Consider the following 16,103-nt stretch of genomic DNA (forward strand, 5'->3'; position numbering starts at 1 on the left):
TCGGCCTAATCCGCGGTCTTTCATGCAGCAGGGGCTCTCAATGTTTTTATGTCCTGCTCATATCGTCTGTGCCGGCACTTGGGGACAGTCCTAGTCGTTGGGGGTCTACCGACGCATTGGGGGTTTGCGCCTTCCATGCATGACAGCCGTCTCTTTTATGTTTCCTTTAGCCGTCGCTGTCTAGGATGGGGGTTAGTCGATAGGAAGGGAGCACCGGGATGGACGACGCGAGCGAGCGCGCAATCGAAGAGGACATGCTCGATCAGTTCAACTACTTTGATGATGAGGACGAGGAGCTGATCGACCGTCGCGAGCCAGCGCCGCTTGATTCCTTTGATCTGGTCGATGAAGAGCCCGACGAGGACGAGGGCGAATCGGCGGAGCCCTCACAGCCTTCGCGCCTTAACTCGCTGCTTTCGAGAGCCCCCATGCACCACGGCGTTCGTGCCGGCGCGCTCCATATGAAAACTGACTGGCACCAGATCGTGACGGCAGGCGATGAGCTTGCCGTCGATGCGCCGCTCACCGATAAATCATCCATCATCTGCCGCACCGGCATGCTTATGCTGGCAAGCGGAACGGGTGCCTGGCGCGTGCGCGATACCATGAATCGTGTTGCCGCCGTACTCGGTGTCACCATCCACGTTGACTTAAGTCTTCTGTCGTTTGAGTGCACCTGCATCGAAGATGGTCACTGCTTTAATGAGGTCGTCAGCTTGCCCACAACGGGCGTCAATACCCATCGCATTTGGATGATGGAGAGTTTCCTCAAGGAAATCGAGACCTATGGTCGTCGCTTCACGGTGCACGAGTATCACGAGATGCTCAAGACCGTTGAGAGTTCAAAACCTGATTACGCGCCTTGGCAACAGGGCCTTGCGGCGGCCTGCGCCTGTGGCGCCTTCGTTTTTTTGCTCGGCGGCGGCCCTATCGAGATGGCCTGCGCGTTCGTGGGCGCGGGTGTCGGCAACTTTGCCCGCTCCCATATTCTCAAGCAAGGCCTTGGTCAGTTCAGCGCGCTGACGACCGGCGTTGCGCTCGCTTGCGTTTCGTATCTGCTGGCATTGCTCGGCCTTGGCCAGGTCATACCGGGGGCAATGTCGCACCAAGAAGGCTATATCGGCGCCATGCTCTTTGTGATTCCCGGCTTTCCACTCATTACGGCAGGCCTCGACATCGCTAAGCTCGACATGCGAAGCGGTATCGAGCGCCTTTCATATGCCGTATCGATTATTGTGATGGCGACCCTCGTAGGTTGGATGGTTGCCGAGTGTGTTGGCCTGGCGCCGGACGACTTTGCCCCACTGGGCCTTTCGCCGCTTGCCCTTACGCTCCTGCGCGTGGTGATGAGCTTCGTTGGCGTATTCGGCTTCTCGGTGATGTTCAACAGCCCGGTAAAGATGGCCGCGGCAGCTGGGTTGATCGGCGCCGTGTCCAATACCCTGCGTCTGACCCTTGTCGATGCGCCGACGATGATTCCCTTCCTGGGCCTCAGCACGGGAATGCCTCCCGAGGCAGCAGCGTTTATCGGCGCGCTGGTATCGGGGCTGCTCGCAAGCTTGGCTGAAGTCAAGCTCACCTACCCGCGCATCGCCCTCACGGTGCCTTCGATTGTCATTATGGTGCCGGGCTTGTATCTGTATCGCTCGATGTATTACATGTGCACCTTCGACACGGTCAATATGCTCGGCTGGTTTGTGCGCGCAGTGCTCATCGTAGCGTTTCTGCCCGTTGGACTGGGTGTGGCGCGTACGCTCACCGACCCTCGCTGGCGCCACACCAGCTAATTGGTACAAGGGGGACAGGTTACTTTGCACCAAATGAGTTGCGGTGAAATAGGGACTGAATTGCTGCTTAAAGGGTCAAAACAGTCCGTATTCCACCGCAACTTATGGGGTCGGGGGATTATCGGTGCCCTGCATCTTCATAAACTCAACGCTTACGAAGCGCATGCGTTTCGTGCTAGGCTGGTTCCACCACATAAGTAGTCGCAGACGCGCGTACCACGGGCGGGCGAGATGAAGTTCCAACAGCTCCATCTTGCCCGCCCGTTTTTGTTGCGTGGCGCCGCGGTACAACACAGAGAGGAATCTGCCCTTTATGCCTATCAACAAACGAGAGAGCCTGCTGTTCACCTTTATCATGTGCTTTTGCATGGTGCTCTGGATGAGCATCTACAACGTTGCCCTGCAGCACGGGGCCATCAACGGCGAGGTCGTTGCCACTGCGTGGCTCGGCTTCCCCGTTGCCTACATTTTTGCCATGTGCTGCGACTGGTTCGTCGCCAGCCCGCTCGCCAAGGGTTTCGCCTTTAAGTACTTGGTCACGCCGGGCAAGAGCTCGCCACTTGCCATGACGCTCGCCGTCAGCTCCTGCATGGTCGTTCCCATGGTCATCATCATGTCGCTGTACGGTGCCTGTGAGGGTCTGACGCACATGCCCGGCGGCATCCTTGCGAACCTGTATTCCGTGCCCGCGATCTGGATGATCAACATCCCGCATAATTTTGTGATGGCGCTGCCGTGGAACCTTTTGGTAGCCGGTCCGATTTCCCGCTTCGTCTTCCGTCGCGCCTTCCCTGTGGGGACGGTTTTCGAGGAGGAGCATGCCGAGCTCTTGGAGCAGGCTATGGCTCCTGAGTGCGAGTAGCTCGCTTAGGGATCTGCTGAGCGCGGGCGACTTGCTTGGTTGGAGCCCTAAGCGTGGATAGCTCTCTCGGCGACATCGCGGGCGTGAGCGGTGCGCATGACCGGAGGGCCCGTGCTGCTCCGTTGCCCGACGTGCTAGCGCGCAGAACAATCTGTTGGTGCATTCGGCGGCTGCTGAAGCGTTTCGGCAGCCGCTTTTTATACGGAGTTTAAATACAACAGTCTGTTGTATTACGTAGAGTGGTATATCTCTAGCGGGAAAAATGCGAGAGACGGAGCATTATGGCGTTGCTAGTAGGACTGGACGTAGGGTCGACGACGACCAAAGTTTACGCGATGCACGAGGATATGACCGAGGCGTGGTGGGGATATCGCCGCCACGGGGCGTGTCAGACAGCGAGCGTGCGCGCCATGCTCGGCGAGCTCGCCGAGCGCTTTCCCCATGAGTCACTGCGCGTTGCGGTGACCGGCTCGGGTGCGCGCGATATCGCGACCGCGCTGGGCGCCTCGTACGTTCAGGAGGTGGTCGCCAACGCGCTCGCGATCAGCAGGTTCTATCCGCAGACGCGCTGCGCCATCGAGCTGGGCGGCCAAGACGCCAAGATGATCTTCTTCCGCACCAACGATAAGGGAGACATCGAGGTTGCCGACATGCGCATGAACGGCTCGTGCGCAGGCGGTACCGGTGCATTTATCGACGAGATGGCAAAGCTCATGGGGGTCGGCACCGAATCGGGCGAGTTCGAGCAGCTCGCAAGCCGGGGAACGACCGTCCACGAGGTCTCGGGCCGCTGCGGCGTGTACGCAAAGACCGATATCCAGCCGCTGCTCAACGAGGGCATTCCTACCACCGACCTGGCGCTTTCGGCGCTTCACGCGGTCGCCCGCCAAACGATCGGCGGTCTGGCCCAGGGTATCGACATCGAGCCGCCGGTAATCTTCGAGGGCGGTACGCTCGCCTACAACCCCACACTGGTCCGCGTGTTCCGGGAGCAACTGAATCTATCGGACGATCAGGTTATCGTCCCGCGCGATCCGCAGATCATGGTCGCGCGCGGTGCCGCCCTGTCGCTGACCGACATGTTCGCATCGTCCCAACCGATCGACCTTCCCGACGCTTTTGTCCGGCTGGATAAGCTCGAGACGGTCGCGCCCGCAAGCGGGGAGGGACGTCTTGCCCAGCCCTTTTTTGCCACACCTGCCGAGCAGGCGGATTTTACGGCACGCCATGGCAAAGAGACGCCGGCAAAGGGTCCGGATGCGTATGCGCCCGGAGAGACGGTGCGTGTGGCGCTCGGTATCGATTCGGGGAGCACGACGACCAAGTTCGCCCTGGTCGATGAGGCGGGTGAGCTTGTCGATTCGTTCTACGCGTCTAATAACGGCAGACCGCTCGACGTCGCCCAACAGGGTCTTGTCAGCTTGAAGAACCGCTGGGAGACAGCGGGAGTCACGCTTGCGATCGATGCCGTGGGCACCACGGGATACGGCGAGGAGCTTTTCGCGCGCGCGTTCCACGCCGACTACCATACGGTCGAGACGGTCGCGCACGCCCGCGCCGCGTGCGCATGCGTTCCCGATGCGACCTTCGTGCTCGACATCGGCGGACAGGATATGAAGGCCATCTGGCTCAACCGCGGCGTGCTGACCGATATCGTCGTCAACGAGGCGTGCTCTGCGGGCTGCGGCTCGTTCCTCGAGGGTTTTGCCAAAAACCTTGGAATAGCCGTTGAGGATATCGCGACCGAGGCATTTTCGTCCAAAGCCCCCGCCGTTCTCGGCAGCCGCTGCACGGTGTTCATGAACAGCAGCGTCGTTTCCGAGCGGCGGCGCGGTAAGGGTCCGGGCGACATCATGGCCGGTCTCTGCCGTTCGATTATCGAGAACGTGTTCACCAAGGTCATTCGCGTTTCAAATCTCAACCGTCTGGGCGACAAAGTCGTCGTCCAGGGCGGCACGTTCCGAAACGACGCGGTGCTGCGCGCATTCGAGCAGTATCTGGGCAAACCCGTCACGCGTGCACCCCACCCGGGGCTGATGGGCGCTATCGGTATCGCCCTGCTCGCGCGCGAGGAATGCCGCAAGGGCGACGCCGGCACGTCGTTTATCGGGCTCGATGCCGTGGAGCGCTTCGAGCATCGCGAGTTCGGCGGCGTTACCTGCCGTCGGTGCAACAACCGCTGCCAGCGCGCGGTCGTGGCATTTGGCGACGGCTCGCTTTACGTCACGGGCAATCGCTGCCCGCGCGGCGGCGCCATCTCATGGGATGAGCTCGTGCGCGAGGTTCCCGCGGCGGAGGAGCTGCGTCCGCAGGGTGCTTGCGAGGCACAGGCACCCGGCACGGGGCGCGACCGGACCGCGGCTGCCCCCAATCTCTTTGTCGACCGCGAGAAGCTGCTGTTCGAGTCGTGCCCCACGGTTCCCGTCTGCGGGGGGCGCGATGTCACGATCGGCATTCCCCGTGTGCTCGAGTTCTGGGACACCATGCCGTTCTGGTCGACGTTCTTCAGCACGCTCGGCTTTAAGGTGCGCGTCTCGGGACGCAGCACCAAGGCGATGTACGAGCGCGGTCTGGCGCACGTCACATCCGACACCGTGTGCTTCCCGGCCAAGCTCGTCCACGGGCACATCCGCAATCTCGTCGACGCCGGCGTCGACCGCATCTTCATGCCCATCATCACGACGGTGCCCACCGAAAACACCGCCTCTACCAGCGAGTGGATGTGCGCCGTCGTAAAGGGATACCCCTACGTGATGCGCAATTCCGATAACCCGGAGGAGCGTTTCGGCGTTCCGTTCGATACGCCGCTGTTCCACTGGTACGACGAGGGCGACCGAAACCGCCAGCTCAAGGCGTGGTGCAAGGAGACCTTCGATATCGATGCCGACCTGGTTGCCAAGGCGACCGAGCAGGCGGACCGCGCGCAGCAGACGTTTGAGAACCAGCTGCAGCTGCGCGGCAGGCAGGTGCTCGAGAACGTGCGCGAGGACGGCGGCTACGCGGTGGTGATCGCTTCGCGCCCGTACCACAACGACCCGCTGGTCAACCACGGGCTGCCCAAGCTCTTCTCTGAGCGCGGCATCCCCGTGCTGACGCCCGATGCGGTGCCGGGGGTCTGCAACGTCGATCTTTCCAACAGCCGCATCGACATCGTGAACAACTACCATGCGCGCATGCTGTCGTGCGCGGTCATCGTCGCATCGACGCCCGAGCTCGAGCTCGTGCAGATGGGCAGCTTCGGCTGCGGCCACGATGCGTATCTCACCGACGAGATCGCGCGCATGATGGGCGAGATGGGCTCCAAGGTTCCGATGATGATCAAGCTCGATGAGAGCGACGTCGCCGGTCCCATGGGCATTCGCGTGCGTTCGTTTATCGAGTCGGTCAACCGTCGTCGCGCGGAGGAGCGTGCCGAGGGCGCCCGGGTGCACGCGGTCCATCCGCTCGACGACCCGTATAAGGTCAAGTACACCAAGCGCGACCGGCACGACAAGATCGCGCTGGTCCCCAACACCTCCCATGCGTTCTGCAGGCTCATGACCGCGGCGATGCGCAATCAGGGCGTGCGCGCCGAGGCCCTTGATATCGGGCGCGAGGATGCCATCCGCCTGGGCAAACGCTATGTGCACAACGACATCTGCTTCCCCGCGCAAATCGTGATCGGCGAGGCGCTCGCGGCACTCGAGAGCGGTAAGTACGACCCGCACGACGTCGCCGTGGTGACTGGCAAGTATATCGGCGACTGCCGCCTGACGCACTACATGCCCCTGCTGCGCCGCGCGCTCGACGACGCGGGATACGACTATGTCCCGGTGCTCACCAACGACGACGTCGATGCCCACAATGCGCATCCGGGCTTCAAGCTCGGCCTTGGCCCGAGCATCCAGATCGCCTACGGTCTTCCCATGATCGATGCCCTCGAGGCCATGCTTAGGCGCATCCGTCCCTACGAGCTCGAGAAGGGCGCGGCGGACGCTGCGTTCGACCGCGCGCTCGATGAGGTTATCGAGGGCATGGAGCGCTCCGGGCTGAGAGGCCAGGCGACGGGCTTCAAACGCGCGCTTGCGATCATGGACGCCGTTCCGTACGACCGCTCGAACCCGCATCCGACCGTTCTCATCGTGGGCGAGTACCTGCTCAATTTCCATCTCGGCGCCAACCACGAGATCGAGCGCTACCTCGAGGACAACGGGCTCGAGGTCATCGAGGCGCGCATGACCGACGTGATCCGCAAGACCTATTTCTACAAGCATGCGCAGTCGCGCGAGTTCCACGTCGACCTGTCGCTGCCCGAAAAGGCCTGGTACGCCACGGCGGACAACCTGTTCGAGCTCGCGCACGACCGTTGCGACCGCCTGGGCGCGGCGAGCCCGCTCTACGAGCCGCCGACGCGCATGCCCGAGCTCGTGCGCGCGAGCGATAAGATCCTGCACCATACGTTCGATGCGGGCGAGGGCGTGCTGATTCCGGCGGAGATCCTCGAGCACGCCAAGCGCGGCTGCCGCAACTTCGTGATCCTGCAGCCGTTCGGGTGTCTGCCCAACCATGTCGTGGGGCGCGGGCTCATCCATGCGCTCAAGGAGCAGTATCCCACGGCGCAGTTCCTGCCGCTCGACTACGATCCCGACGTGAGCTTCGCCAACGTGGAGAACCGTCTTCAGATGCTCATCATGAACGCCAAGGCGCAGGGGTGCGGTGAGACGCATGGCGAGACCGCGTAAGGACGCCGATGCGCCCGATGCACGCACCCGTATCATCGAGGCGTTTTGGGAGCTCATCGAGAACAACAGCATCTTCGAGCTGTCGGTTGGCGAGGTGACCCGCGCCGCCCAGTGCAATCGCGGAACGTTTTACTACTATTTTCACGATTTCGATGAACTCGTCGCCATCGCCATAGCCCAGCTGCTGCAGGATAACGAGCTCATCACCGATGCCCTCTGGCATTTTTCGAGCGAGGGCGACCTTTCGGCGTTCGACCGGCGCGACGTCCGCTGTCTGCTGCGGCGCATCGTCATCACCATGAGGGCGGGTGCCGCCGAGCAGGTCGTGCAGGGCATCCATACGATCATCATCGACCGCGTGAGAGAGATCGTCCACCCCGACGGAGAAGAGCTCAAGGCAGATTCGAGCTTTGCGGTGGGCTTTCTGGTCTCGGGCATCATGGGCTTTGTGATGGCGGTCGGCTTTGCCCGGGAGGGCGGCGAGGAGATAGACCTCGAGCAGCTGGGGGACAGCGCGTGCGCGTACCTGAGGGCGGTCGCCATGCAGACGGTGGAAACGGTCGCGCAAGTCGAGGGCGTCGATACATCCGAGCTGCTCGAACGCGTCTCCAAGGAGGCCGATGCCTATCGCGCATCGCGTGCGACGAGTCCCGACGTGGTGAAAGACGCCTAGGGTTTCTCTTGCGGGGCGCCTGTCGCGCATCGCGCGGTGAGTCCCGCGATGCGGTCATAACCTGCATTCATGTGAGCCGGGTTTATAGATATTCCTCCAGCTGTTAACATAGACAACCTGTGGGTAAAGAGACAAAAGCGCCGCCGACGGGCGGGCGTTTTGATTTCGATGAACTCATGTAAGGAAACGAGCATGTTAGATAGATTTACCGATCGAGCGCGCAAGGTCATGTCGATGGCCAAACAGGAGGCGCTCGATCTGCACTCAAATAAGGTGGGCACCGAGCACCTGCTGCTCGCACTCGCCAAGGAGGACGAGGGCATCGCTGCCGAGGCGCTGCGCTCGCTTGATATCTCCTACGACGACATCATGGACACCCTCAAGGAGGTCCAGACCACGGTTCCCGAGCCCAGCGAGGAGACCGAGGCTGCCAAGCTTGCCTTTACGCCGCTCGTCATTAGCGTGATGGAGCGCTCCTTCCGCGTGGCACGTGAGAACAACCAGACCTACGTGTCGACCGAGCACTTGCTGATTGGCATCGTCGAAGAGGGTAACGGCATGGCCATGGACATCCTCATGCGCCTGGGTGTGTCGTCCGCCTCCATCAAAAAGGCTATCGAGAAACTTACCGCCAAGGACCAGGACAAGAAGCGTCCGCTCGCCGGCGCCGGTGCCGGGCGTCCCGGTGCGGGCCTGCCGTTCTTTAGCGGCTCGGACGCGTCGCAGCAAAAGGGGAGCGGCACCGATACGCTTAAGCAGTTCGCCACCAACCTTACGCAGAAGGCGCGCGACGGCGAGCTCGACCCTGTAATTGGTCGCGAAAAGGAAGTCCAGCGTATGATGGAGATCCTTTCGCGTCGCACCAAGAACAATCCGCTTATCTTGGGCGACCCCGGCGTGGGCAAGACGGCCATCGTCGAGGGTCTGGCTCAGCAGATTGCAGCTGGCAACGTGCCCGAGAACCTTATGAACCAGAACATCTGGACGCTCGACCTGCCGGGCCTCGTTGCGGGCGCCAAGTATCGCGGTGAGTTTGAGGAGCGCCTCAAGAACGTGATCCAGGAGGCCACCGAAGCTGACGACGTCATCCTGTTTATTGACGAGATGCACACCATCATCGGTGCCGGCTCTGCCGAGGGCTCCATCGACGCGAGCTCCATGCTCAAGCCCGTGCTCGCGCGCGGTGCCTTCCAGATTATCGGTGCCACCACGGCCGAGGAATTCCGCAAGTACCTCACCAAGGACCCGGCCTTCGAGCGTCGCTTCCAGACCATCGATGTCGAGGAGCCGAGCGTCGAGGACACGGTCAAGATCCTGACCGCGCTCAAGCCGCGCTACGAGGAGCACCACCATGTGCGCTATACGCAGGGTGCTATCGAGGCCGCCGCGAACCTCTCCGACCGCTACATCCAGGATCGCTTCCTGCCCGATAAGGCCATCGACCTCATTGACGAGGCCGGCGCCCGCGCCCGCATCGCCGCCAACCGCGCGCCCGAGCCGGTGCGCGAGGCCGAGCATCGCGTGGAGGAGCTTAAGGCCGCCGCGCAGGAGGCCACCGAGAGCGACGACATGAACAAGGCCGCCGAGATCACCGAGCAGCAAAAGGCTGCCGAGATTGAGCTCGCCGAGGCCAAGGCTGCCTGGACGGCCGAGCTCGACGCCAGCCCGCTCACCATCGATGTCTCCCAGATTGCCGACATCGTGTCCGTGACCTCGGGCGTGCCGGTGTCCTCGCTCACCGAGAGCGAGAGCCGCCGCCTGCTGCAGGCCGAAAGCGTGCTCAAGACGCGCATCATCGGTCAGGACGAGGCCGTCGAGGCCGTTGCCAAGGCCGTGCGCCGCAGCCGCTCGCCGCTCAAGGACCCGCGTCGCCCCGGCGGCAGCTTTATCTTCCTGGGCCCCACCGGCACGGGCAAAACCGAGCTCGCCAAGACGCTCGCCGAGTATCTCTTTGGCAGCAAGGACGCGCTCATCAGCTTCGATATGTCGGAGTTTGGCAGTGAGTTCGAGGTCTCCAAGCTCATCGGTAGCCCCCCGGGCTATGTGGGCCACGACGAGGGCGGCCAGCTTACCAAGGCCGTTCGTCGCCACCCGTACTCGGTCGTGCTGTTCGACGAGATCGAGAAGGCGCATCCCGACATCTTCAACATCCTGCTGCAGGTGCTGGAGGAGGGTCGTCTGACCGATAGCCAGGGCAAGACGGTTGACTTCCGCAACACCGTGATCATCATGACGTCCAACGTGGGCGCCCGCGAGATCGCGCAGGATGCGAGCGTCGGTTTTGGCACCACCGGTGAGCAGGGTCTCACGTCGAGCGAGATCCGCGGCCGTGCGATGGGCGAGCTCAAGCGCCTGTTCCGCCCCGAGCTGCTCAATCGTATCGACGATATTGTGGTGTTCCAGAAGCTCTCGGGCGAGAATCTCACCAAGATTGCGCACCTGCTGGTGGACGATCTGCGCCAGCGCCTGATCGCAAACGGCATGAACATCAAGCTTACCGATGCGGCCTACGACAAGATTGTGGCGGAGGGTACCGACCTCACCAACGGCGCGCGTCCGCTGCGTCGTGCCATCCAAAAGCTCATCGAGGATCCGCTGTCCGAGGAACTGCTGGCTGGCGAGTGGGGCGAGGGCGATACCGTCCTGTGCGACGTGGCCGATGGCAAGTTTGTCTTTAGCCGCGGCACGGGCGAGATCCCGGCACCGCGTCCGGCGGGCACGCTTGGTGGCGATACCGCCCCGGCGGTACCGCACACCGGCAACGCCGCGCCCGTGAGCGGCGGCGTGACCTCGGGCCCCGGCGGCATGATGCAAGCCGGTTCCGGCGCGCTGTAGGGCGTGGCGACAATTTGATACGCGCAATCGAGGCGCTCCGGAAAGGGCGCCTCGATTTGTAGAGCTGCGGAAGTTGTGACCGTTACGCTATACGGTCCACCGTTAGCCGATGATGCGAGGGCGCTCGGCGTTTTCGACTGGTTTATGCACGCAAAGTCTGGGAATATACAAGTCGCATGTCTTACTGTCTAACCAGTTGCGCCAAGGAGGCACCATGGACTACAAGATTACCGGCTACGAGCCCGCCCAGCTGTTCCATTTCTTTGAGGAGGTCAGCGCGATCCCCCGTGGGTCTAGCAACGAGAAGGGCATCAGCGATTTCCTGGTTGCGTTTGCCAAGGAGCGCGGTCTCGATGTGTACCAGGACGAGGTCTACAACGTCATCATTCGCAAGCCCGCATCTGCCGGTGCCGAGAATGCCCCGACCGTGATGCTGCAGGGCCACATCGATATGGTGTGCGACAAGTTGGGCTCCGTTGAGCACGACTTTACGACCGATGGTATCGACCTGGTCGTCAAGGACGGCGTCCTCACCGCTAACGGCACCACTCTGGGCGCCGACAACGGTATTGCCGTCGCGCTTATGCTTACCGTGCTCAACGACGATTCGATTACCCATCCGGCCCTCGAGTGCGTGTTCACCACCGACGAGGAGACTGGCCTGGTCGGCGCCGAGACGCTCGACAAGTCCCAGATTAGCGCCCGCACCATGATCAACCTTGACTCCGAGGAAGAGGGCGTTGCCACCGTCAGCTGTGCCGGCGGCGTCGTCGTTACCTACACCTGCCCGATCGCGCGCGAGCACAAGACCGGTAGCACCCTCACGCTCGACATCTCCGGCCTGCTGGGCGGCCACTCCGGCAGCGATATCAACCTGGAGCGCGGCAACGGCAACCTCATCATGGCCCGCATCATCGACCGCCTGATGGTTGCCGGCGAGCCCGCCATCGTTAGCTTTAACGGCGGCACCAAGGACAACGCCATCAACCGTGAGTGCAAGGCTGTTCTGGTCTACGCCGACCACGCTGCCGCCGAGGCCGCGGCCCAGATCGCAAAGGGCATCATCGCCGACGTCACTGCCGAGCTCGAGGTCTTCGACCCCGGCTTTACTTGCACCGTCGAGATTGCCGACGACGCCGAGGTTGAGGCCATGGACCAGAAGTCCGCGCTTGCCCTCATCCGCGCCCTGCGCCTTGCCCCTAACGGCGTGATTCGCCGCAACGTCGCCACCGACGGCTCCGTCGAGGTTTCCTCCAACATCGGCGTGGTCGCCACCTCCGATGACGAGGTCAAGATTATGCTGTCCCCGCGCTCTTCGATCACCTCGCTGCAGAACGAGTTCAAGGACCGTCTGCAGACGCTGGCCGATGTCCTGGGCTTCGACGCCAAGTTTGAGTTTGAGTATCCCGGCTGGAGCTATGCCGAGCATTCGCCGGTCCGCGAAGTCTTTGTCGAGAGCTATCGAGAGCTCTTTGGCTCCGAGCTGCGCATCGAGTCCATTCACGCCGGCCTTGAGTGCGGCCTGTTTGCCGAGGCTCTGCACGGCCTGGACGCCATCGCCGTGGGCCCGACGCTCTCCGATGTCCATACCCCGGACGAGAGCATGGAGCTCGCTTCTGCCGAGCGCTTCTACGAGCTGCTCATCGACGTCCTCAAGCGCCTCGCTGCGTAAAGGTTGCGCTAGCAGCAGTCCGAGTCACGTGCTAGCGGATTGCAAATGACATTATGAGAGGGGGCACCCGGTCTTTTGCGACGGGTGCCCCCTCTCTTTTGTTTGATAATTGCGAAATTACGGCCACCTAGTCCATTTCTGCCCTGATGAGGTCGAGGGCGCGCTGGCAGTTTTCGCGGACGGGGCCGAGCATATGCTCGCGCAGGTCCGCCATGCCGGGCAGGTCGGCGTATTCGTCCATGACCTCTTCCATGCAAATGGGTACCTCGTAGGCGAGGTCCATCATGGTCGCAAAGCAAAACTTCTCGGATAGCCCGGCATCGGTGAGCGTCGCCTCCAGCGTGGGGTCGCCCATACCGTGGTATCGGCGGATAGCGCCTGGACCGATGCACCCCACACGATTTTCGCCGCCAACGCTCATGGCAAGGCGCGCCCGGCGGCGCATGCGCTCATACGCCAAACCCGACGCGACATCGTACATTCGAGCCATCATGGCTGCGCCGTCGTTTCCAAGGAGCAGGGAATAGTTTTTCGCGTGCGCATCCGGTGCGCCGATGATGGCGTTAAAGAAAAGTATCTGCGTAAACAGATACAGGTTAAGTTGATGGTGGCTCGTATTTACGAGGAGCTCTTGAATGTCGCGTGTGGTCGGGCCGCCGTCTGCCGTGTACTTTTGGGCGGGCATCACCCCAAGTGCCTGACAGAGGTCTTCTTGATGTAGGCGCCTGATCGTTCCGTCTTTGACTTTCACGCGGTCATAGCGCTCAACAATGAGGGCAGGTTCGTCCTCAAACATACGATATTCGACGTTTGCCGTTGCGATGCCGGCGCGCTGGGCGCTTTTCATGCAGACAAACTCATTGAGAGCCTCGAGTTTAAATCCGATAACGCCATTTTTGAAAATATGCGTCGTGGGCGAGGAGCCCATGCATTCGCACCAGCGGTCGTTTATGAACGCGAGCGCGAACTTGCCCTGGTTGCCTCCAAGTGACCAACTTTCATCTAGACCCATCCACGATGCATCGCGGTCATCTCTGATCGACTTGAGACGAAGAGCAATTTCGTGGTCGTCTATAGGGCGGTATTCGCCAGCGCGATGCAGGACGGCGTCGGCATCTTCTTCGGCACAAAACTGCACTCCGCCCGGACAGTCGAGTCCGATATGGCTGAGCAACGCAACGGGATTGTTGGGCCTAACGTCGAATTCGGCGGCAATCGCTTTTCGTTGGTCCTCGCTGTCGGGTAGAAGGCCAAACAGGTACGGATTCATGACCTGTTGTCCGTATGTGCGATTCGATACGGGTATGTTGGTCGATAGGGCTGGCCCGTCATAGTCATGATCGTAGGTAAAGCTGATAAGACCGTTCTCATCTTGCGCGAGCGTTCCAGCAGGCACGCCGCAAATAATGGTCCGAAGTGATGTTCTGGCCATTGGCTATTTCCCTTCGGGCATGGTTTGGCTAGATGCGTTTGCGGCAATCGAGACTCCGAGATTGGACATGGCGAAATCGGCGAAGGCCCTGTCGTAGAGCTCGGACGTAAGGGGGGTATCTGCAAGAGCCGGAATGGTTGTGCTGCGACGGTTGCGATGATGAAGACGTTGAGCGTGATGGCGTCTGGAGGTGCTGCAAGGTTGATCAGCATGCGGGGCGTCGATTGGGTGCTCATTTTTCGTTTCGCTTATATCCCCTTGTGCTGCGAGCGCCAGTTCAAGAGCGTCGAAAATCGCCAGCAGCTTGTCGAGTCGAATGCCGGTGGCGTCTCCTAGCTCGAGCGATGCAAGCAGGCGCTCCGAAACACCGGCCTTTTTGGCGAGGGTGGCACGGGTGAGACCCTGAGTCTCGCGTGCCTGGCGCACGTAGATGCCAGCTTGGCGTGGTGTGGTGATGGGAAGGGTATCCACGGCTATCTCCTAACGTGCAGGCTTTTGCATCCTAGTATGACATGCAAAAGTCTGCATGAAAAGGCCTCATGCAAAACTCTGCATGAGGCCTTATACGGACGTTTAGTTTTGAAGGGTGTTTTACAGCACTAAAATCCCTAGGTGCTCCAGCAAAATCTTGAGGCCGATGAGGATGAGCACAACGCCGCCCACGATGGTGGCGGGCTTTTCGTAGCGCGCGCCAAAGATGCGGCCAATCGCCACGCCGGCAACGGAGAAGATGAAGGTCGTGATGCCTATGAGCGACACGGCGGGAACGATGTCGACGGAAAGCGCGGCGAACGAGATGCCCACGGCCAGGGCGTCAATCGAGGTGGCGATGGCGAGGATCAGGTACTCGCCCAGGTCAATCTTTTCGGCATCCTTGCCGTCGCCTTCATCCTCGTCTTCGGTAAAGGCCTCCCACAACATTTTGCCGCCGATAAAGGCGAGCAGGATAAAGGCGATCCAATGGTCGATGGGTCCGATGATGCCCATGAATTGACTGCCGAGCGCCCATCCGATTACGGGCATGCCGGCCTGAAAGCCGCCAAAGAACAAGCCGAGCACCACGGCAACTTTAAGGTTGATCTTCTTCATGCCAAGGCCCTTGCAGATGGATACGGCAAAAGCGTCCATAGAAAGGCCGATAGCGAGCAACACAAGCTCTGCGAGTCCCATAGTCTGGCTCCCTCTCTGCGGGCGGGCCCGCGTGTACCTCTTGGGGGAGTAACAAAAAAGACCCGTGGCGTACGCGTTGCGCGCACAGCCACGAGTCTCGTTCATTAAGGCAAGCCAGGCCGCATCGGCCAGTGTGTTGACTTGCCGCGCCACTGGAGGCGAACCCGATCACGCGACTACTCCCTCATTTATGCGAATCCCGATGCTACCACATGAACAGCTGATTTGGGTTGGGCTCTCAGCTGTGTTCGCTCATTCTGTAAGCATCGGATTTCGCAAGCGCCGCAGGGACAAACCGTGAGAAACTATTTAGCGTTTATGGAGCGTATACGATGGGAGCGATGCCTTGGATAAGAACGAGCTGCAAAAGCGTATGGAACAGGCCATCCGCCTGACGGCACCTGGTCAGCCGATCCGCACCGCCCTCGACATGATCATCGCCGGTCACCTGGGCGCCCTTATCTGCGTCGGCGACACCGAAAACGTGCTCGCTGCCGGTAACGACGGCTTCCCGCTCAACATTTCGTTTACCTCGAACCGCCTGTTCGAGCTTTCCAAGATGGACGGCGCCATCGTCATCGATGGCGACCTCACCCAGATCCTGCGCGCCAACTTCCACCTCAATCCCGATCCCTCGCTCGCCACGAGTGAGACGGGCATGCGTCACCGTACTGCCGCTCGCATGTCGGTGCTCACCGATGCCATCGTGATCTCGGTTTCGGCTCGCCGTGCCGTCGTTAACGTGTACGTTCACGGCAAGAGCTACGAGATCCAGCCCGTCACCACCATCATGAGCTCGGTCAACCAGCTCGTCGCCACGCTTCAGACCACCCGTCAGTCGCTCGATCGCTCCTTGCTGCGCCTGACGGCCCTTGAGCTCGACGACTACGTTACGCTCGCCGACATCACCGGTATTTTCTCGAGCTTCGAGATCATGCAACAGGCAAAGAC

At 61.2% G+C, this 16,103-nt stretch carries 10 protein-coding genes; 7 read left to right on the forward strand and 3 right to left on the reverse strand.

The genetic code is table 11. The features are described 5' to 3' along the window. The first annotated feature begins 218 nt into the window (after window positions 1–218). From AB5Z25_RS09860 to AB5Z25_RS09885, 6 genes are all read left to right on the forward strand, one after another. Window positions 219–1,787, forward strand: a complete 1,569-nt coding sequence (locus tag AB5Z25_RS09860; RefSeq protein ID WP_198019925.1) for a threonine/serine exporter family protein — start codon at window positions 219–221, stop codon at window positions 1,785–1,787. A gap of 313 nt (window positions 1,788–2,100) precedes the next feature. Beyond that, window positions 2,101–2,649, forward strand: coding sequence for a DUF2798 domain-containing protein (locus AB5Z25_RS09865; protein WP_022094319.1), 549 nt, complete (start codon window positions 2,101–2,103; stop codon window positions 2,647–2,649). A 281-nt stretch (window positions 2,650–2,930) separates the two neighbouring features. Beyond that, entirely contained in the window at window positions 2,931–7,370 is a 4,440-nt protein-coding gene (locus AB5Z25_RS09870; protein WP_368135458.1) for an acyl-CoA dehydratase activase, read from the forward strand. Further along, window positions 7,354–8,043, forward strand: coding sequence for a TetR/AcrR family transcriptional regulator (locus tag AB5Z25_RS09875; RefSeq protein WP_271748387.1), 690 nt, complete (start codon window positions 7,354–7,356; stop codon window positions 8,041–8,043). The genes AB5Z25_RS09870 and AB5Z25_RS09875 overlap by 17 nt, the downstream gene beginning before the upstream one ends. A 192-nt stretch (window positions 8,044–8,235) precedes the next feature. Then, the gene (locus AB5Z25_RS09880; RefSeq protein ID WP_195520834.1) at window positions 8,236–10,878 is read left to right on the forward strand and encodes an ATP-dependent Clp protease ATP-binding subunit; all 2,643 of its coding nucleotides are present in this window, start codon (window positions 8,236–8,238) and stop codon (window positions 10,876–10,878) included. 214 nt (window positions 10,879–11,092) lie between these two features. Beyond that, window positions 11,093–12,550, forward strand: a complete 1,458-nt coding sequence (locus AB5Z25_RS09885; protein ID WP_368135459.1) for an aminoacyl-histidine dipeptidase — start codon at window positions 11,093–11,095, stop codon at window positions 12,548–12,550. 127 nt (window positions 12,551–12,677) lie between these two features. On the opposite strand, the gene AB5Z25_RS09890 is transcribed toward AB5Z25_RS09885, so the two are convergent. The 3 genes from AB5Z25_RS09890 to AB5Z25_RS09900 form a co-directional block, all read right to left on the reverse strand. Then, the gene (locus AB5Z25_RS09890; RefSeq protein ID WP_215673993.1) at window positions 12,678–13,982 is read right to left on the reverse strand and encodes a type II toxin-antitoxin system HipA family toxin; all 1,305 of its coding nucleotides are present in this window, start codon (window positions 13,980–13,982) and stop codon (window positions 12,678–12,680) included. Window positions 13,983–13,985: 3 nt separating this feature from the next. Further along, window positions 13,986–14,453: a helix-turn-helix domain-containing protein gene (locus AB5Z25_RS09895; protein ID WP_368135460.1), complete on the reverse strand. Its 468-nt coding sequence runs from the start codon at window positions 14,451–14,453 to the stop codon at window positions 13,986–13,988. Window positions 14,454–14,573: 120 nt separating this feature from the next. Next, entirely contained in the window at window positions 14,574–15,152 is a 579-nt protein-coding gene (locus AB5Z25_RS09900) for a manganese efflux pump MntP (RefSeq protein WP_196032522.1), read from the reverse strand. A gap of 373 nt (window positions 15,153–15,525) precedes the next feature. Here AB5Z25_RS09900 and disA point away from each other — a divergent pair. Further along, window positions 15,526–16,103, forward strand: a 578-nt coding sequence (gene disA / locus AB5Z25_RS09905) for a DNA integrity scanning diadenylate cyclase DisA (protein WP_438265634.1), incomplete at its 3' end; no start/stop codon positions are given.

Source organism: Collinsella aerofaciens, assembly GCF_040910325.1.
In the GTDB taxonomy this organism is placed as follows: domain Bacteria; phylum Actinomycetota; class Coriobacteriia; order Coriobacteriales; family Coriobacteriaceae; genus Collinsella; species Collinsella aerofaciens_BL.

Excerpts from the sequence above, each read along its gene's own strand:
- AB5Z25_RS09865 (WP_022094319.1), top strand. The coding sequence starts at position 2,101 with ATGCCTATCAACAAACGAGAGAGCCTGCTGTTCACCTTTATCATGTGC.
- AB5Z25_RS09860 (WP_198019925.1), top strand. The coding sequence starts at position 219 with ATGGACGACGCGAGCGAGCGCGCAATCGAAGAGGACATGCTCGATCAG.
- AB5Z25_RS09875 (WP_271748387.1), top strand. The coding sequence starts at position 7,354 with ATGGCGAGACCGCGTAAGGACGCCGATGCGCCCGATGCACGCACCCGT.
- AB5Z25_RS09880 (WP_195520834.1), top strand. The coding sequence starts at position 8,236 with ATGTTAGATAGATTTACCGATCGAGCGCGCAAGGTCATGTCGATGGCC.
- AB5Z25_RS09885 (WP_368135459.1), top strand. The coding sequence starts at position 11,093 with ATGGACTACAAGATTACCGGCTACGAGCCCGCCCAGCTGTTCCATTTC.
- AB5Z25_RS09870 (WP_368135458.1), top strand. The coding sequence starts at position 2,931 with ATGGCGTTGCTAGTAGGACTGGACGTAGGGTCGACGACGACCAAAGTT.
- AB5Z25_RS09900 (WP_196032522.1), bottom strand. The coding sequence starts at position 15,152 with ATGGGACTCGCAGAGCTTGTGTTGCTCGCTATCGGCCTTTCTATGGAC.
- AB5Z25_RS09890 (WP_215673993.1), bottom strand. The coding sequence starts at position 13,982 with ATGGCCAGAACATCACTTCGGACCATTATTTGCGGCGTGCCTGCTGGA.